The sequence below is a fragment of the Methanonatronarchaeum sp. AMET-Sl genome (assembly GCF_029854155.1).
In the GTDB taxonomy this organism is placed as follows: Archaea; Halobacteriota; Methanonatronarchaeia; order Methanonatronarchaeales; family Methanonatronarchaeaceae; genus Methanonatronarchaeum.
Window position 1 is genome coordinate 1,018,136 of the sequence record NZ_CP122958.1, and the last position, 24,897, is coordinate 1,043,032.

Below are 24,897 nucleotides of genomic sequence, written 5' to 3' on the forward strand. Positions count from 1 at the left end.
TTCTCTATTCAACCAACTTAAAGATAATGGGATTAGTTCTTTAGAAACCAATATCTGGTCTATTAAGTTTTTTATGAAACTAGAAATCGTTTTGGTTGGGTAGACCGTTATTCATCGGTTTCCCTTTCCATCCCCTCCATTATCAAGGGCATTATGGTTGACTTTTAGCCCATCTACTTATGACTTTCTAATGTGATATATTATTTATGGTAACTAAAACCAAAATAACACCAAAAACCAAAAAGAAAAAACCCCCAAAATACCTTAAATAAAGAAATAATTTAGATTCCATAAAAAGATAAAACCGAGATTCAATTAACTATTGAAGAAGTATCTTATTATTTAAATTTGGTTTTAGGGAAAATAGGTTTGGTAGAGAATTAGTTTTAGTAAAAAAGGGTTGTTTGGAGAGGTTGGTTTATCCTCCTCTTCCTTTTTTATTTTGTTGTTTGTTTTGTTGTTTATTTCGACTCAGGGCTAAGACCTCTCCTTAGGGGAGGTTGTTACTGGGTTTTTTCTAGGTATATTATGTTGTTTCCTCTGAGTATTACTGATCCGAGTGCTCGTTTTTCTTTTCCGTTTTTGATTTCTTTTGTGTCTTCTAGGTGTATGTTCATGTAGTCGTCTGCTGCTTTTAACCTGCCTTCTAATAACAAGTTTTGTTCTTTCATTTCGACTCGGATTTTGTTGTTTATTAGTTCTTTTAGTTTTTCGTTTGGGAACATTTTGGTTTTTCCTCCTTGTATTTTTTTATTTTTCCTTTTTGTTTTTTCCATTCTTTTATTGGTATGCTATGTTTTTGTTCTATTTGTTGTCGGTATGTGGGGCCGCTGTTGTAGGCGCAGAATGGTATTATTTTTTTGTCTGGGGTTGCGTAGTGTATGACGCATCGTTTTACTCTTTCTATGTCGTAGTTGTAGTTGTCTTGGAAGTGCATTGTTCCGATGAATAGTGTGTTCCAGTGGAAGTCTCCGACTGCGTCGTAGTTTTGTTCTCGGAATATTCGTTTGATTTTTTTGTAGAAGTTTAGGTTTTTTGGTTGTTTTTCTTTGTCGATTGTTTTGTTTATTTTGTGTAGTGCTTTTGTTATTGCTTTTGTTTGGCCGATTTTTTCTGTTGTTTTTGATGCTCTTCCTTTTCCTAGTTTGTCTGATAGTTGGAATATTAGGCCGTTGTTTATTTCTTTTGCTAGGTTGTTTAGTGTTTGGAAGAATTGTTTTACGTCTACGAATCTGTTGATTGGTTGTATGCCGTTTTCGGTGATGAATAGGTAGGTTGCGGCTCCGCAGTTGGGGTGGCTTGAGAACTCGACTTGTGGTTTATTGGTGAAGGCTTCTACGACTTTTGAGATTGCTATGATGCTTGGTACTGGATAGAAATCTTTTTTAAGTATTTCTCCGTTGGATTGTTTTTCGAGTGTTTGGGCGAGGTCTGGTATTGTGATTCGTTTGTTTTTTCTTTCTTTGTTTGAGGCTGCTCCGGTGAAAGCTATTGGCTGGAAATTCACGCCCCGTATTATATCTACGTTTTTTGATGCGTATTTGATGATGTCGTAGAGTTGGTCATCGTTCTTCCCCTTTATTATGGTTGGTACTAAGACTACTCCTAACCCGGCTTCCCGACAGTTTTCGATTGCTTTTTTCTTGATATCTATGTAGGGCTCCACGTCTTCTGTTAGGCCATCGAAATGTAGGTATGCGGTGCTTAATTCAACTTTTTTGAGTTTTTTAGCGAGCTCTGGCTCTGTTCCGAGTTTAATTCCGTTTGTTGCGATCTGTTTTTGGACAAAACCTAATTCATCGGCTTTTTTAATTATTTTGGGGAGGTCTTCTCTTAGTGTTGGTTCTCCACCTGAAAACTGTACTGCTGGCGTTGGAACCGGCTTTTCCTCTCGAAGCGTCTCTAGCATATCAACTATTGTTTCATAGCTTGGTTCGTATACATAACCTCTAGCTTCCGCGTGGGCGAAACAAAAACTACAACTCAAGTTACATCGATTGGTCAAGTCTATATTTGCAAGCGCGGTATGACTCTTATGTGATGGACATATGCCACAGTCACTTGGACATCCATCCTCAACCTCAGTCTGTGGGTTATCTATTCCCCGACCATCATACCAATATTCTTGAAAACGCAAGTACATCTCACGATCCGACCAATAAACATCACTAAACTCTCCGTGATCACTACACTCCTTAAATATATATACTTCACCATCAACTGACCTAACTTCAGCGTCAACAACTTCTTTACATTCCGGACAGATAGACTTAGTTTTCTTAGGGAGCAAAACACCCCTCCATTATCAATAAATCAAATCAAAGATCCATAACAAAACACAAACATTATAACTTTTAGAGAGAAAATCCTCTCTCCTCTATACTATGATTCTAGACACTAAAAATCTTATCCACAACCGACTAAACACCATTAAACAGCGTTATGATACTTTATTCAACCATAGATTGGTTAATTATAGTTATTACTAGGGAAATATTTAGGTTTATATTTTTGGAGTCTTTTTTTATGGATTAATTTTGTTTGTTTGGGTTTTTTGTTTTGTTGGGTGGTAATTGTTTTGTGTGTGTGGGGTTATTTTTTGGTTGGTGTTTTTGTTGGGTTTGTGGGAGCGTTTTAAGGGGTATTTTGTTACGGGTGTTTTGGCTGTTGTTCCTTTAGCTGTGACTGTTTTTGTTTTTTGGTGGATTTTTATTACTTTGGATAGGATTTTGCGGCCGACTTTTGAGGTGTTTTTTGGTGAGTATGTTGTTGTTGGTATGAGTTTGTTGTTTACTTTTTTTATTATTGTTTTTGTTGGTTTGTTGATTCGTGAGTTGGTTGGATATCAGGTGTTGTATTATTTTGATAGGGTTGTTGAGAGGGTTCCGTTTGTTCGGGAGTTGTATGGTGGGTTGAAGCAGATTACCTTGGCAATGTTTGCGAGAGATGATTTTGAAAGTGTTGTTTTGTTGGAGTATCCTCGTAGAGGTTTGTATACGATTGGTTTGATAACTGGGACTGAGTTGGATGAGATACAGGAGATGACTAATGAAGATGTGATTAGTGTTTATGTCCCAACCTCACCTAACCCTACTTCGGGCTATATGTTGTTCATTCCTAAAAGTGAGTTGATGTTTCTTGATATGGAGGTTGATGAGGCGATTCGGTTAATAATTTCAGGTGGCTTTGTACCTCCGGAAGAAGCCGAAAACAAACTCAAAAAATAAAAAACCCCAGAAAAACCACATAAATAACAAGGTCCGTTCGTAACAGGGCTTTAAATATAAAGCTTTAGGTAATGGGTTTTTGGTGGTTTTATTTGTTTTTTTGTTGGGGTGTGGGTTTTTTGTGTTTTTGGGGTTATTTGTTTGGTTGATGGTTGATAGGTTTATTCGTGAGTTTGGTTCTTTGGAGAAGGATGATTTTAGGGTGTTGCGTGGTGTTGAGGAGGGGATGAAGACTAGGGATTGGGTTCCTGTTAGGGATGTTTCTGTTTTTAGTGGTTTGCCTGTGGATGAGGTTGAGTTTCGTTTGGGTAGGGTTGGTGGTTTGGGTTTGGTTGAGCGTAGAGGTATGGATCGGGTTCGTTTTCGTTTGAGTTATAATGGTTATGATGTTTTGGCTTTGAATGTTTTTGTTAGTCGTGGTGTTGTTGATTCGTTGGGTGGTGAGTTGGGGGTTGGTAAGGAGGCTGAGGTCTATAGTGCTTTGATTGATGGTGAGGAGGTTGTTTTAAAGTTCCATCGTGAGGGCAAGGTTAGTTTTAGAGATATAAGGCGTTCTAGAGATTATTTAGGAGATAGAGAGCATTATAGTAAACTTTATATCGCGAAGTTAGCTGCTCAAAGAGAGTATAAATATCTAGATCGGTTGTTTGGTGAGGTGAGGGTTCCGGAGCCAATTAGTTGGAACCGTCATTTAATTGCAATGGAGAAGTTGGAGGGCCGGGAACTAAGTCGTGTTAAATTGGATAACGACCCCCAGTTTATTTTAGAGATAATTTATGAAGAGATTGAGAAAGCATATGACCTTGGGGTTGTTCATGGAGATTTAAGTGAATTCAACATCCATATTGCTGAAGATGATTTAAGAATCATCGACTGGCCTCAAGCCGTTCAAACCACCCACCCTGAAGCAGATAACTACCTAAAAAGAGATATAAAGAACATAACAAAATATTTTGAAAAAAAATACCAAATAAAAAAAGATCCAGAAGAAATCTATAAATCAATTACAAACCAAAAATAAAAATAAAGGTATGTTAGGGTCGATTGATTATTAATCTGAATAGTTATTTTGGTGAATTATCATATATAGTGAATTATGATTTTGGTGGTTTGGGTTTGTGGTTGATTAGTTTGTTTGGTTTTGGGTTGGGTTGTTGTGGTTAGGCGTAAGTATTTGTTTGTTGGTGTGGATCCTGGTACTACGACTGGTATTGGTGTGTTGGATTTGGATGGAGAGTTGGTTGAGGTTTGTTCTGCTCGTGATTTGAGTTTTAATGATGTTGTTGAGTTTGTTGTTGATTTAGGTAATGTCGTTGTTGTTGCTACTGATGTTTCTCCAGCTCCTGATTTTGTTGAACAATTAAGTACTGTTTTAGATGCTGTTTTATGGGTCCCTGACTCCAGTTTAAAACAAGAAGTTAAAAGGGATTTGGTTAGAGAGTATAGTTGTAGTGATAAACATCAGGTTGACGCTCTTGCTGCAGCTATCAAAGCTTATAAAACTATGAAATCTAAATTGCAGCGAGTTGAAAGTAATATCCCCAGTGACATTAACGAGCGAAAAGCAAAACGACTAGTATTAAAGGGAAATAGTTTACGTGAAGCAATAGATGAACTAAGAGAACCAAAACAAGAGGATAAAAGGGAAAAGGAACAGGAGTTTGACCCTGAGGTCAATCAACGTATCCGGGGTTTGGAGAAAAAGGTCCGGGAATTGCAGGAAACCTGTAGAAAACTACGTAGAGAAAAAGAAAATAAAGAAAAAGAAATCACCGAACTAAAAAGCGAGTTAGCCCGCATCAAAAGCAAACGATTTCTACACGCAATAACCTCCAGAGAAGTAGAAGACAAAAAAGAAAAAATAAACAGTTTAGAACGAGAACTAAAAGAAGAAAAACAAAGAGTCCAATGGCTAAAAAACAAACTACAAGACGCAGAAGAAATCGATGAAGTCAGAAACAAAGAAAACATAACCGTAATGAAAAAACTCCCCTCATTCACAATGAAAAAAATCAAAGAACTCGAACAAGGAATCGGAATAAACAAAGGAGACATAATCTACATCAAAGACCCAAGCGGCGGAGGAAGCACAAACGCAGAACGCCTATCCAAAGTAAAAGCAATCGCACACAAAGGAAAACTATCACACCCAGCCAAACAAAAATTCCAAGAAAAAGAAACACCAATAATAAAAACCAACCAAATCAAAGACCACGGAAACTACGTAACAGCACCAAAAAAACACATAAACCAAAAAATCCAGAAAGCCAAAAAACAAATACAACAACAAAAGAAAAAACAACTAGAATCACTAAAAGAAAAATACGGACACGACAAAGACATAGAACTCTAAACACAAAAAACCAAAAACCCCTACTATCTAGAAAACCCAAAAAAATCTAGAAAGCAAGAAAATAGAAATATCCCGATTCCCAAAAAAATGGTTTTTTAACTAATATTCTGAAGACTATCAATTAAAACAAGAATAAACAACAATAGTTAGGTAGGGAGAGTGGGGCGGGAAAAGTAATTTCTTGGTGAAGGTTGATTTTGTTTTGTGTATATAGTTTAGTGGTTTTGGTATTTTTGGATAGGATTGTATTGTGTGGTTCGCTGGATTTTACTAGGGAGATTGGGAAGGTTAGGCGTAGTCTTGAGAGGTTGGGTTTGGAGGTTGTTGTTCCTAAGACTTCTGAGATGATTTTAGATGGGGATGTATCGCTTGAACGTATTTTGCATGAAAAAGAGAGTGGTGAAATCGTTGATAGGGCTCGTAAACTTGATCCTTTAACTTATTATTTTAATGAAATTAAAGAGTCGGACGCTATATTGGTTTTGAACTTAACTAAAGATGGTGTGGAAGGTTATATTGGTGGGAATGTGTTAATAGAGATGGGTTATGCCCACGCCTTAAACAAACCTATCTACCTATGGAACTCAATACCAAACCTACCCTATAAAGATGAGATAGAGGTAATGAATCCAGAGGTCATCAATAAGGATCTCTCCAAACTAAAAACCATACTTGAATAACTTTTTTCTATTAAATTTAATTTTTAGTTTTTTTGGGTTTTGGTGGTTTTGGGGTTGTTTTTTCCTAAAATTTTATAGTTGTATTCTATCAATGGTATTGTTGATGATTGAAGTTGACAATGAGCTCTGTGGACATTGTAGTGCTTGTGTCGGTGTTTGTCCGGAGAACGCTCTCGACTTAGTGGGGTATAAGGTCGAGGTTGTTGGTGAGTGTATCGATTGTGGTAATTGTGAGGATACTTGTCCCCTTGGTGCTATTGTGGGGGGTGTGTGAGTTTGTATGATGTAGTTGTTGTTGGTGGTGGTCCTGCTGGGGCTTCTGCTGCGCGTTATTCTTCTGAACTTGGTTTGGATACTCTTTTGGTTGAGAAGCGTCAGGAAGTTGGGACTCCGGTTCGTTGTGCTGAGGGTGTTGGTAAGAGGGTTGAAGATTTTATTGATGTTGATGAGAAGTTTCTTTCTAAAGAGGTTGTTGGAGCCCGGATACATTCACCAGAAGGTCGTTATCTTGAGATGAGTGATGAGGATGCTGGTGATGAGGTTGGGTATATTCTTGAGAGAAAGATTTTCGATCGAGAGTTGTTTAAGTTAGCTGGAATGGCTGGAGCGGAAACTAGGTTAAGGACCAGGGCAACCAACCTAACTAGAGAGAATGGTGTTGTTGAAGTAGATTTACAGCGAAATGGTGATTTAGAGACAGTTCGCTCTAAAATCGTAGTTGGTGCAGATGGTGTTGAATCCCGTATCGGCCGGTTTGCAGGTATTCCAACCAACCTAAAGCTCGAGGATATACAGAGCTGTGCACAATACTTGATTACCGATATAGATGTTGACCTGGATTACACACATTTCTATGTAGGTACAGATGTAGCGCCAGGTGGTTATGCATGGATATTCCCAAAAGGCAACAACAAAGCAAACGTAGGATTAGGAGTATCCCCGGCAATAACAGATAAACGGGCCAGCCAACACCTAGATGAATTTATTCAAAACAATCCTGAGTTAAGCCAGGGCAGTATAATAGAAGAGGTATATGGTGGAGTACCCGTATCCGCACCACTCAAAGAACTTACCAGTGACAACGTAATGTTGGTTGGAGATGCAGCACGCCAAGTAAACCCAATAACCGGTGGAGGAATCATCAATGGAATGGAAGCCGGTAAAATGGCAGCAGAAACCGCAGAAAAAGCAATAAACAACGAAAACACAACAAAACAAGGCCTAAAACAATACGAACAAAAAAGACAAAAAATAGCCAAAGAAAACCAAAAATACTATAAATTCAAAGAAATCTTCCAAGAACTCGAAAACCAAAAATTCAATAGCCTAATAAAATCACTAGAAAACGTCAACATAGACGAACTCTCAGTAGCAGGTCTCGTCACAAAAATAGCAGTCAAAAACCCCTGGGTAAAAGACAAAATACAACAAATACTAAAAACACCCTAACCACCCCTCACTCACTTCTTATTTTTTTTGTTTTTCATTGTTATTGGTTTTATTTTCTGTAGGGAGTTTTTTTGTGATTTGAGCCTCTCTTTTTTTGGGAGAGGAGGGTTTTTATGTTGGTTGTTGGAGTTGATGAAGCTGGTAAGGGCCCAGTAATAGGGCCGTTGGTTGTGGCCGCAGTTATAGTGGAAAGTAGTGGGAACTATCGGGAAACACCTAATGACTTTAGTGGTTTGGGTCTTAGGGATTCTAAGAAAATCGATAAAAGGGTTCGAGATTCGATGGAACGGAAAATTAAAGAAAAATCCATTGATTATAATGTTGTTTCTGTAACTGCTGAACAGATCGATGAGTTGCGGCGTGTGATGACTATGAACGACATTATGGTTAAGGCTTTTACAAAAGCCCTTAAACCAATAGATTTTGATGTTGCGTTGTTGGATGCTGCGGATGTAAATGAGGATAGGTTTGCAGATAAAATCCAGAGAGAGTTGGATAGCGATAAGGAGTTTATATCGAAACATGGAGCAGATGATATATATCCGGTTGTCTCTGCAGCCTCAATTCTAGCTAAGGTTCAGAGAGACCGGGAAATAAAAAAACTAGAAAAAAAGACGGGTCGGGTGATTGGTACTGGATATCCACATGACAAACGCACAATCAGGTATATCGAAAACCACCTAAAAAAGACAGGAGATCTACCACCTAACACTAGGAGGTCATGGAAAACAGCTACCCGCTTGCTCAAGAAATACAAACAAAAAAACCTAAGTGATTATGATGACTGAATTACCAATTCTTGATAACCATATGCATTTAAGGCCTGATGGAAAGGGAGTTGAAGCTGTAAAGGAGTTTGAACGAGCAGGTGGAACGCACATAATGCATGTATCACTTCCATCATGGAACTACAACATCGACCCCCGTCAAACTGGGTATGAACCGGCATACGAAAAAGCAATCCAATTAACAAATAAAGCTATGCAAGAAACAGACATCCAAGTATATAATGTTCTTGGCGTACATCCAGCAGAACTAACCAAATGGATTGGAATGGGAATGACCCTTGAGGAAGCGAGTGAGATGATGAAACAAGGAATCACAACGGCTAGAAAGTACGTGGAAGAAAACAAAGCAATAGCCATAGGCGAGGTCGGAAGACCGCACTACGACGTAAAACCCCAGATCATGGAGGAATCAAACAAAATAATGAAACATGCATTTAACCAAGCAGCAGACATAGACTGTCCAGTACAACTACACACCGAATCCATGAACCAACAAAAAACCAAACAACTCCAAAAAACCATAAAACAAACCAAACTACCAGAAAACAAAGTAATACAACATTTCGCAAACCCCAACCAACACCAAAAACCAGATAACCAAATAACACCATCAATAGTAGCATTCAAAGACAACCTCAAAAAAGCACTAAAAAACAAACAAAACTTCATGATGGAAACCGACTACATAGACGACCCCGAAAGACCCGGAGCAGTACTCGGACCAAAAACAATACCAAAAAGAACCAGATGGCTACAAAACCACACAACAAAACAAAAACTACTCCAAATACACAAACACACACCAGAAAAAATCTACAACATCCAAATAAAACCCTAAACAGACCTCACCCTAAGAGAGAAACAAGTCTCTTAGACCTGAGTTAAGATAAAACCCCAAGAAAAATATTTTACTATATTGTTTGTCGTTGTTGGTTTTGTTGTTTTTGTAGGGTTGGTGACTGGGGGTTTAAATGGCTGGGTTGGTTGGGTTGGTTGGGTTTCCATTTTTTTCCCTAAAAGTTAAATTAGGTTAGGACTATTTTTTGTCGAGTGTTTTATTTTAAGGGGTTTATAGATGAAGATACTTATTAGTGATGAGATTGATGATGAGGGTGTTGAGGTACTTAGGGAGAACGCTGATATCGATATAGAGACTTCGTTGTCGCATAGTGAGTTGGTTGATGTAATCGGTGGTTATGATGCTATTATTGTTCGGAGTGGGACAACGGTTGACAAGGAGGTTTTAGAGGCTGGTGACCGACTTAAGGTTGTGGGTCGTGCAGGAGTTGGAGTTGACAACATAGATGTTGATAAAGCAACCGAGTTAGGGATTATTGTGATTAATGCACCTGAAGCCAGCACCGTCTCCGTATCTGAACACACGATGGGTCTATTGTTATCGGCTGCGAGAAATATCCCACAAGCCAATATGTCTTTAAAGGAAGGTAGGTGGGAGAAAAGCAGGTTTTTAGGAGAAGAGGTCTATGGTAAAACACTCGGCACATTCGGTTTAGGCCGGATCGGTGCAGAGGTTGCTAAAAGAGCTCAAGCTTTCGGAATGAACGTAATCGCCTTCGACCCCTACATATCACAAGAAAAAGCAAGAGAAATAGGAGTCGAAATAACCGATAAAAACGATTTATTAAAACGTGCAGACTTCGTAACATTCCACGTACCACTAACAAGCGAAACAAAACACATGATTAGCGATGAAGAGTTCAAGTTAATGAAAAAGAACTCAGTAATCCTAAACGTAGCTAGAGGCGGAATAATAGACGAAAAAGCACTAGAAAAAGCCCTAAAAAACAATGAAATCAGAGGAGCCGCATTAGACGTATTTGAAGCAGAACCAGCAACAAAATCACCCCTACTAGAACTAGAGAACGTAATCACAACACCACACCTCGGAGCATCAACAGAAGAAGCACAAGAAAACGTAGCCATATCAATCGCAAGCCACGTACTAGAAGCCCTAGAAGGCAAACCAGTAAGAAACGCACTAAACGTACCAGCAGCCTCCTCAGTAGAAATCGACCGAATAAAACCATACCTAACACTAAGCGAAAGAATGGGAGCATTCGCAGCACACTTCATAGAAGGATCAGTAGAACAAATCGAAATCACCTTCGCCGGAAACCTATCAAACGAAAACACAGAACCAGTCAAAATATCAGCACTCAAAGGATACCTCGACACAATACTACAAGACCCAGTAAACTTCGTAAACGCACCAGTAATCGCCCGAAACAGAGGAATAAAAGTAATAGAAAGCAAAACAGAAGAATCCGGAGACTACAACTCACTACTAACCATAAAAATAACAAACCACAACACCGACATCAAAATATCAGGAACAGTATTCGGAAAAGAAGACGAACGAGTAGTACAAATCGGAGACTACAGAATAGAAACAAAACTAACCAAAAACATGCTATACACAAAACACACAGACCAACCCGGAGTCATAGGCAGAGTAGGAACCCTACTAGGAGAACACGGAGTAAACGTCGGCTCAATGCAAGTCGGCAGAATAGCAGAAGGCGGAGAAGCAATCATGATAATGAGCATAGACGAAAAAATCCCACAAAAAACAATGCAAAAACTACAAAACATACCAGAAATCAACCAAACAAAACAAATCACAAACATCTAAACACAAACACCCAAAAACAAAAAAATATGGGGGGGTCAGGAAACCAAAAAACCCCCAAAAATACACCACCCAAACCAACTAAATAAAACAACCACCAAACAATAGAACATAAACCAAATACAAAAAAATAGAATAGAAAACCAAAAAATAAGTTCTATATAAACAACAGTCTTTTAGGTTTAGATCGTTTTTGTTCTGGTTGGTTTTGGTTTTGGGAGTGGTTTGTTGGGGCCACTCCTTCCTTTTTTTTGTTTTATTTTTAAACTAGACTTAATAAATTTCTTTTTTTTGGTTTTGGTTGTTATCTCGCTTCAGGCCCTCGCTTCAGGCTTAGAGGGCTCTTCATAGGGGAGGGGTCACTTCACTTTGTTACGCTTTGGAGTGATTTTCTTGCTCCGCATGCGTCGCATTTTAGCATTTTTACTTCGTCGACTTTTTGGAATCGTGTGTCTGGGCTTCCGCATTCGTAGCAGAATAGGTATGTTTGTGTGTATTCTTTTATTCTGTTGTTTATGTAGTTTTGTGAGAAACTGCCTTTGAATGATGCTTTTTCGTCTTTCTTTTTTCCTGATGTTCCTAGTTTGTCTGCGAGGAATTTTATTAGGTGGTCGGGGTCTCTGTTGAATTTTTTTGCGATTGTTAGTAGGTTGTTTATGATTGTTATGTTTCCTTCTTTGTATACGTCTGCTTCTGGTATTTCGAATCGTGATTGTTGTAGTTTTTCTAGGTCTCCGATTTCGTTGTGTGCTTTGTCTAGTAGTTCTTCGTATTCGTATTCGGACATTGGATCACCCGATTAGTTCTTGTCCTTTGTCGAATACGACTTTGCCTGGTGTTGGTAGTTTCATTACTGCTCTTTTTAGTGCTTTTCTTGCGTGTTTGTAGTCGTTTGTGTTTACTCTTGCGCTGAATATTTTCTGGCCGCTGTCTATTCGTGCGGCTGTTCCTACTGGACTTCCAAACGCTAGTCTCATTCCGTCTTGAACTCGGTCTGCTCCTGCTCCGGTTGCCATTTTGTTTTCTCTCAAGACGTGGTGTGGGTAGGTACGTAGTTTTAGGAAATAGTTTTTTGGTCCGAGTTGTTTGTTTAGATAGCTGTTCGCTGCGATACGTGCTGATTCAAGTGAGTTATGTGAAATCTGAACCTCTTCTTCAGATAACAACGACATCTCAACGGGGAAATTGTCTTTTTCATCTCTGTTCCCCATGTCAAATGAAACTATTTTGTTGCCAGGTACACCTGACATATATTCTTTTCGAGTGTAAGCTTGACCTTTAACTTGTCGATACATTTTTCCGAATTTTTCTCCCAAAATAAACACCTCAATAAAAAACTGTATATCTGAGTATTCAGTTTAGACCCTAAACGTTATTAACTTTTATCCCAAAAACCCAATCCATTTAACTATTTTTCCTTTAATTTACGGATTGTGTCTCTAAGTATTCCAAGCAATGTATATGTTTCACGTTTAGTTAGGCCTGCTCTCCCTATTATTCTCTTCATCATTAACTTTGTTTTGCCTTTCTTATGGCTTGGATAATCTATTAACTCTAAAACCTGGTTGATTTTTTTATGTAATACATCCATTTCTTCCTGACCAGGCACCGGTATCTCAGCCTTCTCAAAATCGCTTAGTTCATAAAGCAAGATACCTACCGCGTGACTTAAATTCATCACTGGATAGTCACTGGAGGTCGGTATTGAAACAACAAACTCACATTCCCTAACAACCTTGTTCGGCAACCCATGGTCCTCACGACCAAAAACCAAAGCCACATCCCCACCAAAACCATCCAACCGATCCCCTAACTCCTTAGGACTGTAATAAGGCATCCGTACATGACAACTATCAGTAACCCCAGGAACACCAGTCGTAGCAACCTTAACATCAACTCCCTCAACAGCATCCCAAAAAGAATCAACAACCAACGCATCATCAAGAATATAACCAGCATTCGAAGCATATATCCAGGCCTCATCCCCCAACTCAACAGGGTCAACCAAAACAAGATCATCATAACCAAAATTAGCCATCAACCTAGCCACAAAACCAACATTCCCCTCAAACTTCGGATTAACCAAAACAACACGAACCAAACAAAACCACCAACAAAAAACAAACCCAAAACTACAAAAAACAAACCCACATAAACCCCACACCAAAATCACTTTCGCTTAAATTATTCTATAACAAATATAGTTTTCCAGCTTTTGTTTTATACATTTTATAACAGATTTAGTGTTTTATGTCAGGTTAATAACCAAAAAATGTAACATCCCGTCCCTGACCCCTATATCTGCCTCTAAAAAACTTACTTTTTTTATTAAAGGGGGTTAGGTAGTATTGGTTGGATGGTGGCTTCTGTTTTATTTTAAAGTTTTTTTTGGTTAGTGTGTTTTTTTGGTTTTGGGTGGAAAGTTATTTCTTTTTTTGTGGTTATTATTTGTTGATGAATAGGGAGACAGCTTGGCGTGTTTTTGGTAGGGAGTTTAATTTAAGTAGTTGTTGGTTGGAGTCTGAGGAGGAGATGGCTCCTAATTATTTGGTTACTCCTTCTGGTGCGCTTTGTAATAGGGTTTTTGTTGTTGGTGTTTTGGTTGGTGTTGAGGAGGCTGGTAGTGGTATGTTGAAGGGGTTGGTTAGTGATCCGACCGGTTTGTTCCAGGTTTATGCTGGTAGGTATCAGCCTGAGGCTCGTGATGTTTTGGAGGGTTTGGAGCCTCCTGTTTATGTTGCTGTTACTGGTAAGGCGAATGGATATAGGACCGATGATGGTGGTTTGTTGTGTTCTATTCGGTTGGAGGAGATTTCTAGTACTGATGAGCGGGCGAGGGTTAATTGGGCGATAAATACTGCTTGGCGAACTGTTGAGAGAATGAAGGCTTTTAGAATGGCTTTGGATTCTGGGATTGAGGAGCAGGAGAAGTTGGTTAAGTATCTGGAGTCAGGTGGGGTTCGAGAGGATCTAGCTCGCGGTATCTCTATTGCCGTTGGACATTATGAACCAGGTTTGGATGAGTTGCAGTCGATTGTTAAGGAAGGGTTAAGTTCTTTTAGTGATGTTGAGTTTGATGAAAGTGAATTAACTCCTAAAATCGCTGTTAAAAACTCAATCAATGAGTTGGATAATGGAGATGGAGCCCTTTATTCAGAGATTATTGAACATGCAATTGAAAACAGTAATTATGATGAGGAAACGGTTGAACGTGCCTTAAATGATTTATTGAAGAAAGGTCGTTGTTATGAACCTGAGCCAGGCCAGATAAAACTGATCTAAAAGAAAGGTGGTTTTTTTGGCTTCAATCAATCCAGTTCCAGGAGAACCCGCTGCATTAATCAACGATATACTGGTAATTGCAGACCTACATCTCGGTGTTGAAACCTCCTATAGAGAACGAGGAGTGATGATACCAAGCCAAACAAATAAAAACCTAAAAAGAATCACAAAACTCATCAAAAAACTAGAACCAAACAGGTTGTTAATTCTCGGCGACTTTAAACACAACGTCAAAGGAAGTTCATGGCAAGAAAAAGATGAAATCCCCCCACTCCTAGACAAACTAAGCGATCTACTACCCATCTCAATAGTTCCTGGAAACCACGACGGAAACCTAAAATCACTATTACCAAGAGATAAAGACATCAAACTACATAGTAACAGAGGAACTGTAATAGAAGATATAGGCCTAGTCCATGGACATACATGGCCAAAACCAGAAATAATAAACTCCCCAAAAATATTAACCGGCCATAACCACCCAGTAATCCAATTTAACGATAACTTAGGCAGAGAACAAAGAAAAAAAGCCTGGATACGAGCCCCACTAAACAAAAAAACCACCCTAAACCGATACCCAGAAATAGACTGGAAAAACCAAGAAATAATCATCCAACCCGCATACAGCAACCTAGTCGGAAGCGCAGTATTCAACAAACAAAACAAATTCCTAGGCCCACTATTCAACCAAAAACTAATAAACCCAAAAAAAATGAAAGCACATCTACTAGACGGAACATACATAGGCCAACTAACACCACAACCCAAAAAAGACAAACCATAACCTAAAACTCAATAACTTAGTAGTTATAAATAGTAGTTATAAGTTATAAGTAATAATTATAAATAGTAATTAGTTATGTGTTAGTTCGGTATTAGTGGGATTTTTAGAGGGGTATGGTGTTTTTGGGTTTTTTGTTTGTTTTTTGTTGTTTTTTGGTTTTTTTTTGTTTTTTGTTGTTTTTTGGTGTTTTTTTGGGTAAACTTCAATTTGTTTGATGTATTATTGTTTTTGTGTTGTTTTTTATGAGTGTGTTGTTGTGTAATTCTGGATCTGGGTTTGGTGTTTTGGGTGGTGAGGCAGGTAGGTTGGGGTATGGTTGTTTGGTGTTTTTGGTTTCGCCGGATAGGTTGGGTGATTTGCCTGATTTGGATGTTGGGGTTGATGTTGTTTGGGGTGTTTTGTTGGAGCCTGGTTCTGTTGGTGAGTTTAAGGGTTTGGTTGGTGGGTGTGGTGATGTTGATTTTGTTGTTGTGAGGTCTGTTGGGGATGTTGATGTTGATCGGGCTGTTGTTTTGGATGGTCGGGTTGATTTGTTGTTGTTGGGTGGTGGGGATGTTGTTGATTATGTTTTGGCTAGGGAGTGTGGTGAGAGGGGTGTTGGTGTTGGTTTTGATTTGAAGGAGTTGTTGGATTCTAGGGGTTATCGTCGTAGTTTGTTGGTGCGTAGGTTTAGGAAGGATGTTGAGGTTTTGGGTAAGTATGGGTGTAGTGTTGTTCCGTCGTTGTTGTGTAGGGATAGGTTTGATGTGAAGGCGCCTAGGGATTTTAGGTCTTTGTTGGGTGTTTTTGGTTTTGATGTTGGTTTGTTTGGTGATTCTAGGGAGTTTATATTGGATAGGGTTTCGTATAATAGGAGGGGGGGTAGTTCGGGTTTTGTTGAGCCGGGGATTGAGGTTGTTGATGATGAGGATTAGTGTTGGGGGTGTTTTTTGGTGTTGCCGGTTTGTTTAAGGGAGAGTAGGAGGTATTTGGCTGTTCGTGTTGTTTGTGATGGTGATGTAGGTAGGGGTGATCTTGTTCATGGGGTTTGGGGTACTGCTGTTTCTTTGTTGGGTGATGTTGAGGCTGGTGAGTCGGGGTTGTGGATTTATGGTTTTGATGGCCGTTTTCTTGTTGTTGGTTGTTATGATGGGTATGTTGATAGGGTGAGTGGTGTTTTGGCTTGTGTGCGGCGTGTTGATGGTGTTAGGGTTCGTCTTGATGTTTTGGGTGTTTCTGGGACTATGAAGAAGCTGAAGAAAAGATTTATACAAAAACAAGATGAATGATTTGGTAGATTTAGGTTTATATGTTTTTATTTTTAATTAATTGGTGAAATTATGCAGCAAAGTCCAAAGATGGGATATGATAGGGCTATCACTGTTTTTAGCCCGGACGGTAGATTGTTCCAGGTGGAATATGCGAGAGAAGCGGTTAAGAGAGGTACAACTGCCATGGGTATTAAGGCAGAGGATGGCGTGGTACTGATAGTTGATAAAAGAATTTCCACCGAGCTTCTTGAGCCACGGAGTATTGAAAAGATATTTAGTCTTGATGACCATATTGGGTCGGCTACAAGTGGTTTAGTGGCTGATGCCCGTGTCTTGATAGAGAAGGCAAGGGTTGAGTCACAGGTTAACCAGATGACCTATAACGAACAAATTAGTGTTGACACCTTGACAACCAAGGTTTGTGAACACTTACAGACCTACACCCAGTATGGAGGAGTACGTCCTTTCGGTACCGCCTTACTTATAGCTGGAGTTGACAATGACGCTCCTAAATTGTTTGAAACAGACCCAAGCGGCGCAATGATGGAGTATAAAGCAACCAGCATTGGTGAAAACCGACAAGAAATCATGAAGTACTTCGAAAAAGAATATAAAGAAGACTTAGATATAGATGAAGCAATAACACTTGGTTTACAAGCATTGGTTAAAGAACTGGATGAAGATCCAACCGTTGAATCACTCGAAATCGGTATAGCAAAAGTAGATACAGGTAAGTTTGAAAAACTATCCGAAGAAGAACTCAAAGAACACATAAGCCATTTAGAAGAGCTTGAAGAAACAGAAGATGAAGAAACAGAAAAAGAAACAGAAGAGTAATGGGGTTTTTTTATGGTCTCCCTCGATGAAGCCGTAACTGCTAGAATGGAAAGCCATGGTACGAGGTTCGAGGTCTTGGTAGACCCGGACCTAGCTCTAGCACTTAAAAACGGTGATGAAGTAGATTATGACGAACTACTTGCTATAGACAAAATCTTCAAAGACGCATCGAGAGGAGATGAAGCCTCCGATGAAATGATGAAGGAGGTTTTCGATACAACCAATCCCCAGGAAATCACAGATACAATAATAAAGGAAGGAGACATCCAACTAACAAGCGAACAGAGAAAAAGAATCCAAGAACAAAAAAAGAAGAAAGTGATAAACAGGATAGCGAGGAACGCAGTCAACCCACAACAAAACGACGCTCCACACCCACCCAACAGAATCGAGAAATCAATGGAAGAAGCAGGTGTCCGCATAGACCCATTCGTCTCAGTAAGCGAGCAAGTAGAAGAAGCCCTAGACGCAATCCGCCCAATCATACCAATAAAATTCAAACAAAAGAAATTCGCAGTCCTAATACCAGGCGAATACTCCGGACCAGCCTACGGACAGATGCAGAGCTTCGGTAAAATCGTAGACGAAGAATGGCAAGAAGACGGTTCCTGGATAGGCGTAATAAAATGTCCAGGCGGAATCAAAAAAGAGCTAGAAAACTTGGTAGCAGAAATAACTGAAGGAAAAGGAGAAGTAAAGGCATATGGAGATTGATAAAACATGGTACACCGAGAAACCGTAATACCCGGCGAAAAAATATCAACAAAACTAAAGCCAGGGAAAAACACCTACAAAGAAGGAAACAACATATACTCAACCATATATGGATTCAAAAACAAAAGAAACGACACAATAGAAGTACTACCAATAAAATCCAAATACATACCAAAAAAAGGAGACAAAGTCATAGGAATCGTAACAGACATAAGCTTCAACAACTGGTTCCTAGACATAAACTCACCATACGACGCAAGACTACCCGTATCACTACACCCAGAATACATCGAATCAGGAGACCTAAACCAACACATAGAGATCGGAGACGCAGCAATAATCGAGATAGTAGAAGTCGACAAAGAACTGCAAGCAGACGCAAACATGGACGGCAAAGAACTCAAAAAAATAACCCAAGGAACAATCACACAGATAACACCAACAAAAGTACCAAGAGTAATAGGCAAAAACGCATCCATGATATCAATGCTCAAAAGAGAAACAGACTGCGAAATATACGTAGGACAAAACGGCAGAATCTGGATCAACGGAGAAAAACAAAACATCGATAAAGTCACCAAAGCAATCCAGATGATAGAAAAAGAAGCACACAAATCAGGCCTAACAAACAAAATCAAAACATACCTAAAAAACAACCAACAACAAGAAAAATAACCAACCCCCTTAAACCAAAGTTTAATATTAAAGAGCGTGATTTTATGAAAACTAAACAAAAACCAGAACGTTTTATAGATGATGAAGGTAAGCGAGTTGATGGTAGAAATCCAGACGAATTAAGACCAGTTCACATAGAGAGCGGTGTATTAAACCGCGCCGACGGTTCATGCTACATAGAGTTAGGAGACAACAAAATAATGGCCGCAGTATACGGTCCAAGAGAAGTACACCCAAGACATCTAGCAGAACCCGACCGAGCAATAGTACGATACAAATACAACATGGCCTCCTTCTCCGTATCAGAACGGAAAAGACCCGGACCCGGACGAAGAGACAAAGAAATCTCAAAAGTAAGCGCAGAAGCACTAGAATCAGCAATATTCCTCGAAAAATACCCAAACTCAGTCATCGACGTCTTCGTCGAAATAATAGAGTCAGCAGCCGGAACAAGAGCAACATCACTCACAGCAGCATCAGTAGCCTGTGCAGACGCAGGAATACCAATGAAAGACCTAATAGCAAGCTGCGCATCCGGAAAAGTAGACGACACAATAGTACTAGACGTAAACGAAGTAGAAGACAACTACGGACAAGCAGACCTCCCAATAGCAATAATGCCAAAAAACGAAGAAATAACACTACTACAAATGGATGGAAACCTAACACGAAACGAATTCGAAAAAGCAATAAAACTCGCCAAAAAAGGATGCCACCAACTATACGAAGAACAGAAAAAAGCCCTAAAAACAAGATACGGAGGCAACTAAAATGGAAGAAGAACTAATCGCCGAAATAGAGAGAGAACACATAACAGAAATGATCCGCAGAGGCCAGCGACAAGACGGCCGAGACCTAAAAGAAGCAAGAAACATAGAAATAGAAACCGACATAATCAAAAAAGCAGAAGGCTCAGCAAGAGTCAAACTCGGAGAAACAGAAGTCGTAGTCGGAATAAAAATGGAAACCGGCGACCCATTCCCAGACACACCAGACAAAGGCGTACTAATAACAAACGCAGAACTAAACGCCCTAGCATCCCCAACATTCGAACCAGGACCACCCGGAGAATACGCAACAGAAATCGCAAGAGTCGTAGACCGAGGAATACGAGAATCAGAAGCAGTAGACTTCACAAAACTATGCATAACAGAAGGCGAAGAAGTCTGGATGATATTCGTCGACATACACGTACTAGACCACGACGGAAACCTATTCGACGTATCAAACATAGCAGCAATATCAGCACTACTCACAGCAGAAATACCATTCGAAAAATACGAAGTAGAACCCGGAACAAACACAATAGACGTAAAAACAATACCAGTCAGCACAACATTCATGAAATGCGGAGGAGAACTCCTACTCGACCCCACACACAACGAAGAAATGATAGGAACAACAAGACTAACAACAATAACAAACAGCGAAAACGAAATAGTAGGAATGCAAAAAGGCCTCCCAGGAACCTGGAGCGAACAAGAAGTATACGAAGTCGTAGACACAAGCATAAAAAAAGCAGAAAAAACAAGACAAATAATAAAAAACAACATACAAAAATAAAGGTGACCAAAAATGCCCAAAAAAACAAAATCAGACCCATCAAAAAGATACAAAACAAGATACGGAAGCAAAATAAGAAAAAAAATAGCCGAAATAGAAAGAGAATCAAAAGCAACACACCAATGCCCAAAATGCAAAACCCAATCACTCAAAAGAAACGGAACAGGAATATGGAAATGCAGAAAATGCGGCAAAAAAACAGCAGGCGGAGCATACAAACCAAAAACACCAATCGGCGCCAAAGTAAAAAGAACACTCAAAGAAGTAACAGAAGAAAAAGAAGAATAAAAAGGGATGGAACAAAAAACCCCCATCCCCAAAAACAATGCACACACTAACACTCACAATAAAAACCAACAACCCAGAAACAACATACAAAGCAATCAAACCAGAAATAAAAGACTCACCCTCAAACAAATCAAAAATACAACTAAAAAAACAAAAAAACAAAATACAACTACACATACAATCACAAGACACAACATCACTAAGAGCAGCAACAAACTCATGGCTACGATGGATAATGATAACCCAAGAAACAAACCAAATAACAAAAACCACCAAACCAAAATAACCACAAACAAAAAAACAAAAAAATATAAAATTAAATTAAATTAGATTGAATGGAGGAAATATAATGGGATATAGATGTGCAAGATGTAACGAAGACGTGGAACTTGACCAAGAAAGAACCGGAGTAAGATGTCCATTCTGTGGATACAGAATATTAATGAAAAAACGTGGCAGCAATCCAAAACACGTCAAAGCAAGATAAACCATATAGAACATTTCAACTAAAAATAGGTAGTGGGGGAGAGGAAAAACCCCATACCCCTACAAAACAACTGTTTCTAAAAATCTCTATAAACAATACAGATTCATTATCTGAGCAGTTATTGATTTTTAAACAGTTTTATTGGTTTTCCCTGGTTTTTTTAGGTTATGTCTGATTTTTTGAAGTATATGTATCCAAGTATTACTGGTATTATCATCCAGGTTAGTAGGTATAGTATTAGGGCTGGTTCTTGTAGGTAGAAGGGTAATGTATCTTTTCCTGTTAACATTAATGGGTTCATGAATTCGTGGAATTGTTCGAGGCCGATGTAGTGTTGGGATAGGTATCCATATGCTGAGATTGGGTTTATGCTGTCAAGCCAGACCAACCATTCGGGCCATTGTCCGAATCCGGGCACTCCACCTTTAAGGATGTAGTGTATTAGTAGGTAGATGATGTCCCAGAAGATTAGGAAGAGTAGGTATACACCTGCTGCTAACCCAATCGCCATGGTTCGGGTTTTTGCGGCTGCTGAAAAACCGATTCCGATTCCGATAAATGACCAGGCAAGCAGGATTGTTAGTGCTATGAAGATTAGGTAGTTGGTTATAAATAGTTCTTCATAGAAACCGATTATTACGAGGGTTGCTACGGCGAAACCGATTAATATTGGTATTGTTACGACTAAGGCTCTTCCAATAAATTTACCTAATACAACATCGAGTCGTGTGTATGGAAAGCTAAGTAAGACACGTAGGCTGTTTGAATCTCTTTCACCAGCGATTGAATCGAAAACCGCAACCAACGCAATCAAAGGTACAAAAACAATGAATATGGATTGTAGGGCAATTAAAGCAAAGTCAGATGTGAGAGGTATCTGTTCTCCGAAAAAACCCTCAGGTATTAATGTAACAGTGTAGACACCGCCGGCAACAATAACTATGAAGGCAGCAACTAAAACTAAGAATACTTTAGAGCGAATAGCGTCTATAAAATCTTTTTGAGCTATTAAAGGCCATTTCATTTCAATCCCCACCAGAGATATAGCTTGCGAACAGGTCTTCCAAAGTAACTTCCTTGGTCTCGAAATCGATTACGTCGGCTCCAGCCTCCTTAACGGCTTCAAGCACCTTATTTTTCGATACCTCATACCTCAAGGTTAGATGGACATTCTTTCCTTCAACACCAATGTTCTCCACACCATCCACTCTAGATAAAGCTTTCTCTAGGTTAGGTGGAATTTCCTTTAACATTAATTTAAGTCCTGATTTACTACCGACTTCACGACGCAACCCCTCTATGGTGTCGATAGCGATTAAACTACCAGACTTTAGTATTGCTACTCTATCACAGACACGTTGAACTTGATCGAGTATGTGGCTTGAGAAAAAAACTGTGGCACCTCTATCCCTTTCTTCAAAAACAATGTTTCTGACCTCAAGAGCACCATTTGGATCTAAACCACTTGTAGGTTCATCAAGAATAATTAGTTCAGGACTACCTGTCAAAGCCATACCAAGACATAAACGTTTCTTCATACCTTTCGAGTACCCACCAGCTTTACGTTCAGCGGCATCTAAAATCCCAACACGCTTCATAACACGTTCAGGGTCATCATCCACATCCTTAGAGTTAATAGCAAACTCTATATGCTTCCGGCCAGACAACCGACTATAAACACCACAACGCTCAGGCAAAAAACCTGTCCTTTTTTTAACCTCAACACTATCCAACTGACAGTCATAACCAAGAATCTCTGCCTTCCCTTTGGAGGGACGGACTAAATCAAACAAAATATTAATGGCCGTACTCTTACCAGAGCCATTAGGCCCTAAAAAACCAAAAATCTCACCCTCCCCAACATCGATATTTAAATCATCAAGCGCAACAACATCACCATAACACTTAGAAAGCCCTTCAGTAGATATAACAGACATAACTAGAACTAAATAAGAAACAAAACTACATAAAACTACCCAAAACAACCAAATGATTAGTTCTAGAATTTTTCTATAGTAAGTTTTTTGTGTTTTCAAGTAATTAGATTGTTTTAGTTCTTTAAAAAACGTTGTTAAATGTATATCTAAGGTTTTTATGATGATTGAATTGATAATCACCGCTTTATGGCTTGTCATACCTGCTTATGTCCCTAACTCTACAGCCGTTTTATTCCAAGGGAAAACACCAATCGACTTCAACAAGGACTTCATAGATGGAAACCGATTACTCGGAGACGGTAAAACAATTCGTGGTTTTATTGGAGGCGGATTATGCGGAACTATAACAGGAGGTATCCAGATATATTTAGCCCCAACACTAGGCCTTCCAGACTTTAACACAAACATCTTCTTAGTTGCCTCCCTAGCTTTCGGAGCGTTGTTAGGAGATATGTTTTTCAGTTTCCTAAAAAGACGTTTAAATAAAAAACGTGGATCACCATTCCCTGGAGTCGATCAACTCGATTTCTTAATTGGAGCTTTATTAGTGACATGGTTATTATATCCATCATGGTTCACCACAAACTTCACACCTCAAGTATTATTGGTAGTTTTTGTATTAACTCCCGTAATACATATATCGGTCAACCTAATCGCCTATAAACTAGGGTATAAAAACGAACCATGGTAACAAAACCAACAAAGAAAAACCATTTAACTCCCCCCTTTATCTATTTTTTCTCCTAAAAATTGATTAAGTGTTACAAACTTAATTATTTGTTATGAGCAATGTATTGGACTGTATAGTTGACCGGCGAAGTATCAGAGAATACAAAGATGACGAAATTGACAACAACCGTCTTTACAGTATCCTTGAGGCAGGTCGTTGGGCCCCAAGCGGATTAAACAACCAGCCATGGCATTTCATATTGATCGATGACCAAAACCAGATATCAAGACTTTCCAAACTCACAAAATACAGAGAAACAATGGAGATGTCAAAAGCATTAATAGCAATCTTCTTAGATAAAAATGAATCGTACAACAGAACAAAAGACATACAAGCAATCGGAGCAGCATGCCAAAACATGCTATTAGCCATCCACTCACTTGATTTAGGCGCAGTATGGAATGGCGAAATACTAAATCAAAAACAAGAAGCAGAAAAAGTCCTAAACACTCCTGATAACCTTGAATTAATGGCTGTCATATGCATCGGCAAACCAATCGAAAAAGAAAGAAAATCAGATAGAAAACCACTAAGCGAAATCGTACACAAAAACAAGTATGGCCAGGAAATCTAGCCAACCAAACACAACAAAAAACCAAACCAAGATATAGAAAAAGGGATATAGGGTTATCTAAACTCAGATATTTAAACCCCCTTTTCTCTGTAGAGATATCAGGATTTCACTGGTACATTAAATTATGGAGAATATTTCCCTTCATTCAATGAGAGGGAGTATTTTCAACCTATGATTTGGCTCATTGCTATTAAACCGATTACTAAACCAACTACTCCACCAATTATTGGGTTAAATGTTAGTAATGTAGCGAAGTAGGCGCCTAAGGCTACAACTATCAACAGGAACCCACCGAACACCAATACCCTAATTAAGAAAAACAAGGTTGATAGTATGCTGATTAGAATAGCCATGCCAACTAAACCTATTATTATTCCGGCTACACCACCATATAACGGGTTTAATCCAAAGAAACCACCTGCAATTGCTCCCGCTAAAGCTAGAACCGGTAAAACCAAGGCATAAGCAATAATCTTTAACATAATAATCCATATGTAGTTACATATGTAAATAGGCTTTGTTAAACCACCAAAAACATAAACTATCGTTTTTTCTGGCCATGACATATGTAACTAAGATACCTCATTTTTTTCTAGGATAATCCTGGAAATCGAATATTAAAAATAAAG

General features: G+C 39.0%; 31 protein-coding genes. 23 read left to right on the top strand and 8 right to left on the bottom strand.

The window, feature by feature from the left end; genetic code table 11:
• Positions 1-503 precede the first annotated feature (503 nt).
• Both QEN48_RS05140 and tes read right to left on the bottom strand, forming a co-directional pair.
• On the bottom strand, positions 504-725 hold the full coding sequence (locus QEN48_RS05140; protein WP_280107830.1) for an LSM domain-containing protein: 222 nt from the start codon (positions 723-725) through the stop codon (positions 504-506).
• The gene (gene tes, locus QEN48_RS05145; RefSeq protein WP_280107831.1) at positions 704-2,290 is read right to left on the bottom strand and encodes a tetraether lipid synthase Tes; all 1,587 of its coding nucleotides are present in this window, start codon (positions 2,288-2,290) and stop codon (positions 704-706) included. The genes QEN48_RS05140 and tes overlap by 22 nt, the downstream gene beginning before the upstream one ends.
• 325 nt (positions 2,291-2,615) lie before the next feature.
• Between tes and QEN48_RS05150 the strand changes: the two genes are divergently transcribed.
• The 9 genes from QEN48_RS05150 (at position 2,616) to serA (ending at position 11,150) form a co-directional block, all read left to right on the top strand.
• Entirely contained in the window at positions 2,616-3,227 is a 612-nt protein-coding gene (locus tag QEN48_RS05150; protein WP_280107832.1) for a DUF502 domain-containing protein, read from the top strand.
• A 148-nt stretch (positions 3,228-3,375) separates the two neighbouring features.
• Positions 3,376-4,248, top strand: a complete 873-nt coding sequence (locus QEN48_RS05155) for an RIO1 family regulatory kinase/ATPase (protein WP_280107833.1) — start codon at positions 3,376-3,378, stop codon at positions 4,246-4,248.
• A gap of 114 nt (positions 4,249-4,362) precedes the next feature.
• Positions 4,363-5,580: a DUF460 domain-containing protein gene (locus QEN48_RS05160; RefSeq protein WP_280107834.1), complete on the top strand. Its 1,218-nt coding sequence runs from the start codon at positions 4,363-4,365 to the stop codon at positions 5,578-5,580.
• Between the two features lie 233 nt (positions 5,581-5,813).
• A complete protein-coding gene (locus QEN48_RS05165; protein WP_280107835.1) occupies positions 5,814-6,260 on the top strand; it encodes a hypothetical protein in 447 nt (148 codons plus the stop codon).
• 103 nt (positions 6,261-6,363) lie between these two features.
• A complete protein-coding gene (locus tag QEN48_RS05170; protein WP_280107836.1) occupies positions 6,364-6,534 on the top strand; it encodes a 4Fe-4S binding protein in 171 nt (56 codons plus the stop codon).
• Positions 6,531-7,709, top strand: coding sequence for an NAD(P)/FAD-dependent oxidoreductase (locus tag QEN48_RS05175; RefSeq protein WP_280107837.1), 1,179 nt, complete (start codon positions 6,531-6,533; stop codon positions 7,707-7,709). Before QEN48_RS05170 ends, QEN48_RS05175 begins: the two co-directional genes overlap by 4 nt.
• A gap of 113 nt (positions 7,710-7,822) precedes the next feature.
• Positions 7,823-8,497 (top strand): ribonuclease HII, encoded by a 675-nt coding sequence (gene rnhB, locus QEN48_RS05180; RefSeq protein WP_280107838.1) that lies wholly within the window; start codon positions 7,823-7,825, stop codon positions 8,495-8,497.
• On the top strand, positions 8,490-9,335 hold the full coding sequence (locus QEN48_RS05185) for a TatD family hydrolase (RefSeq protein ID WP_280107839.1): 846 nt from the start codon (positions 8,490-8,492) through the stop codon (positions 9,333-9,335). Before rnhB ends, QEN48_RS05185 begins: the two co-directional genes overlap by 8 nt.
• Before the next feature lie 237 nt (positions 9,336-9,572).
• Positions 9,573-11,150: a phosphoglycerate dehydrogenase gene (gene serA / locus QEN48_RS05190; protein WP_280107840.1), complete on the top strand. Its 1,578-nt coding sequence runs from the start codon at positions 9,573-9,575 to the stop codon at positions 11,148-11,150.
• Between the two features lie 361 nt (positions 11,151-11,511).
• Here serA and QEN48_RS05195 read toward each other — a convergent pair whose 3' ends face one another.
• From QEN48_RS05195 to QEN48_RS05205, 3 genes are all read right to left on the bottom strand, one after another.
• Positions 11,512-11,934 (bottom strand): translation initiation factor IF-2 subunit beta, encoded by a 423-nt coding sequence (locus tag QEN48_RS05195; RefSeq protein ID WP_280107841.1) that lies wholly within the window; start codon positions 11,932-11,934, stop codon positions 11,512-11,514.
• 4 nt (positions 11,935-11,938) lie between these two features.
• Entirely contained in the window at positions 11,939-12,463 is a 525-nt protein-coding gene (locus QEN48_RS05200) for a 50S ribosomal protein L16 (RefSeq protein WP_280107842.1), read from the bottom strand.
• 92 nt (positions 12,464-12,555) lie between these two features.
• Positions 12,556-13,248, bottom strand: a complete 693-nt coding sequence (locus QEN48_RS05205; RefSeq protein ID WP_280107843.1) for an RNA methyltransferase — start codon at positions 13,246-13,248, stop codon at positions 12,556-12,558.
• 353 nt (positions 13,249-13,601) lie between these two features.
• Here QEN48_RS05205 and QEN48_RS05210 point away from each other — a divergent pair, with 353 nt between their 5' ends.
• The 12 genes from QEN48_RS05210 to rpoP all read left to right on the top strand — a co-directional run bounded on the left by QEN48_RS05210 (position 13,602) and on the right by rpoP (position 21,027).
• Complete coding sequence (locus QEN48_RS05210) at positions 13,602-14,429, top strand: hypothetical protein (protein WP_280107844.1); 828 nt, start codon at positions 13,602-13,604, stop codon at positions 14,427-14,429.
• A gap of 16 nt (positions 14,430-14,445) precedes the next feature.
• Positions 14,446-15,213 carry a metallophosphoesterase gene (locus tag QEN48_RS05215; RefSeq protein ID WP_280107845.1) on the top strand — a complete coding sequence of 256 codons (768 nt, stop codon included), beginning with the start codon at positions 14,446-14,448 and terminating at the stop codon, positions 15,211-15,213.
• 242 nt (positions 15,214-15,455) lie between these two features.
• Positions 15,456-16,127 carry a hypothetical protein gene (locus QEN48_RS05220; protein WP_280107846.1) on the top strand — a complete coding sequence of 224 codons (672 nt, stop codon included), beginning with the start codon at positions 15,456-15,458 and terminating at the stop codon, positions 16,125-16,127.
• A 21-nt stretch (positions 16,128-16,148) separates the two neighbouring features.
• Positions 16,149-16,481 carry an Rpp14/Pop5 family protein gene (locus QEN48_RS05225; RefSeq protein ID WP_280107847.1) on the top strand — a complete coding sequence of 111 codons (333 nt, stop codon included), beginning with the start codon at positions 16,149-16,151 and terminating at the stop codon, positions 16,479-16,481.
• Between the two features lie 51 nt (positions 16,482-16,532).
• Complete coding sequence (gene psmA / locus QEN48_RS05230; protein ID WP_280107848.1) at positions 16,533-17,300, top strand: archaeal proteasome endopeptidase complex subunit alpha; 768 nt, start codon at positions 16,533-16,535, stop codon at positions 17,298-17,300.
• Between the two features lie 12 nt (positions 17,301-17,312).
• The gene (locus QEN48_RS05235) at positions 17,313-18,014 is read left to right on the top strand and encodes a ribosome assembly factor SBDS (protein WP_280107849.1); all 702 of its coding nucleotides are present in this window, start codon (positions 17,313-17,315) and stop codon (positions 18,012-18,014) included.
• Positions 18,015-18,020: 6 nt separating this feature from the next.
• Positions 18,021-18,689, top strand: a complete 669-nt coding sequence (gene rrp4, locus QEN48_RS05240; RefSeq protein WP_280107850.1) for an exosome complex RNA-binding protein Rrp4 — start codon at positions 18,021-18,023, stop codon at positions 18,687-18,689.
• Positions 18,690-18,733: 44 nt separating this feature from the next.
• Positions 18,734-19,459 (top strand): exosome complex exonuclease Rrp41, encoded by a 726-nt coding sequence (rrp41, locus tag QEN48_RS05245; RefSeq protein WP_280107851.1) that lies wholly within the window; start codon positions 18,734-18,736, stop codon positions 19,457-19,459.
• A 1-nt stretch (position 19,460) separates the two neighbouring features.
• Complete coding sequence (gene rrp42 / locus QEN48_RS05250) at positions 19,461-20,252, top strand: exosome complex protein Rrp42 (protein WP_280107852.1); 792 nt, start codon at positions 19,461-19,463, stop codon at positions 20,250-20,252.
• Positions 20,253-20,264: 12 nt separating this feature from the next.
• Positions 20,265-20,540, top strand: coding sequence for a 50S ribosomal protein L37ae (locus tag QEN48_RS05255; protein ID WP_280107853.1), 276 nt, complete (start codon positions 20,265-20,267; stop codon positions 20,538-20,540).
• Between the two features lie 37 nt (positions 20,541-20,577).
• Positions 20,578-20,826 (top strand): KEOPS complex subunit Pcc1, encoded by a 249-nt coding sequence (locus QEN48_RS05260; protein ID WP_280107854.1) that lies wholly within the window; start codon positions 20,578-20,580, stop codon positions 20,824-20,826.
• A 63-nt stretch (positions 20,827-20,889) separates the two neighbouring features.
• Positions 20,890-21,027, top strand: a complete 138-nt coding sequence (rpoP, locus tag QEN48_RS05265) for a DNA-directed RNA polymerase subunit P (protein ID WP_280107855.1) — start codon at positions 20,890-20,892, stop codon at positions 21,025-21,027.
• A 160-nt stretch (positions 21,028-21,187) separates the two neighbouring features.
• Here rpoP and QEN48_RS05270 read toward each other — a convergent pair whose 3' ends face one another.
• Positions 21,188-22,051, bottom strand: a complete 864-nt coding sequence (locus QEN48_RS05270; RefSeq protein WP_280107856.1) for an ABC transporter permease subunit — start codon at positions 22,049-22,051, stop codon at positions 21,188-21,190.
• A gap of 1 nt (position 22,052) precedes the next feature.
• The gene (locus QEN48_RS05275; RefSeq protein WP_280107857.1) at positions 22,053-22,964 is read right to left on the bottom strand and encodes an ABC transporter ATP-binding protein; all 912 of its coding nucleotides are present in this window, start codon (positions 22,962-22,964) and stop codon (positions 22,053-22,055) included.
• 160 nt (positions 22,965-23,124) lie between these two features.
• Here QEN48_RS05275 and QEN48_RS05280 point away from each other — a divergent pair, with 160 nt between their 5' ends.
• Together QEN48_RS05280 and QEN48_RS05285 are read left to right on the top strand one after the other, a co-directional pair.
• Entirely contained in the window at positions 23,125-23,655 is a 531-nt protein-coding gene (locus QEN48_RS05280) for a CDP-2,3-bis-(O-geranylgeranyl)-sn-glycerol synthase (RefSeq protein ID WP_280107858.1), read from the top strand.
• A gap of 91 nt (positions 23,656-23,746) precedes the next feature.
• On the top strand, positions 23,747-24,268 hold the full coding sequence (locus tag QEN48_RS05285) for a nitroreductase (RefSeq protein WP_280107859.1): 522 nt from the start codon (positions 23,747-23,749) through the stop codon (positions 24,266-24,268).
• Positions 24,269-24,432: 164 nt separating this feature from the next.
• Here the strand turns inward: QEN48_RS05285 and QEN48_RS05290 are convergent, their stop codons facing one another.
• Positions 24,433-24,834 carry a hypothetical protein gene (locus QEN48_RS05290; protein WP_280107860.1) on the bottom strand — a complete coding sequence of 134 codons (402 nt, stop codon included), beginning with the start codon at positions 24,832-24,834 and terminating at the stop codon, positions 24,433-24,435.
• Between the last annotated feature and the right edge of the window lie 63 nt (positions 24,835-24,897).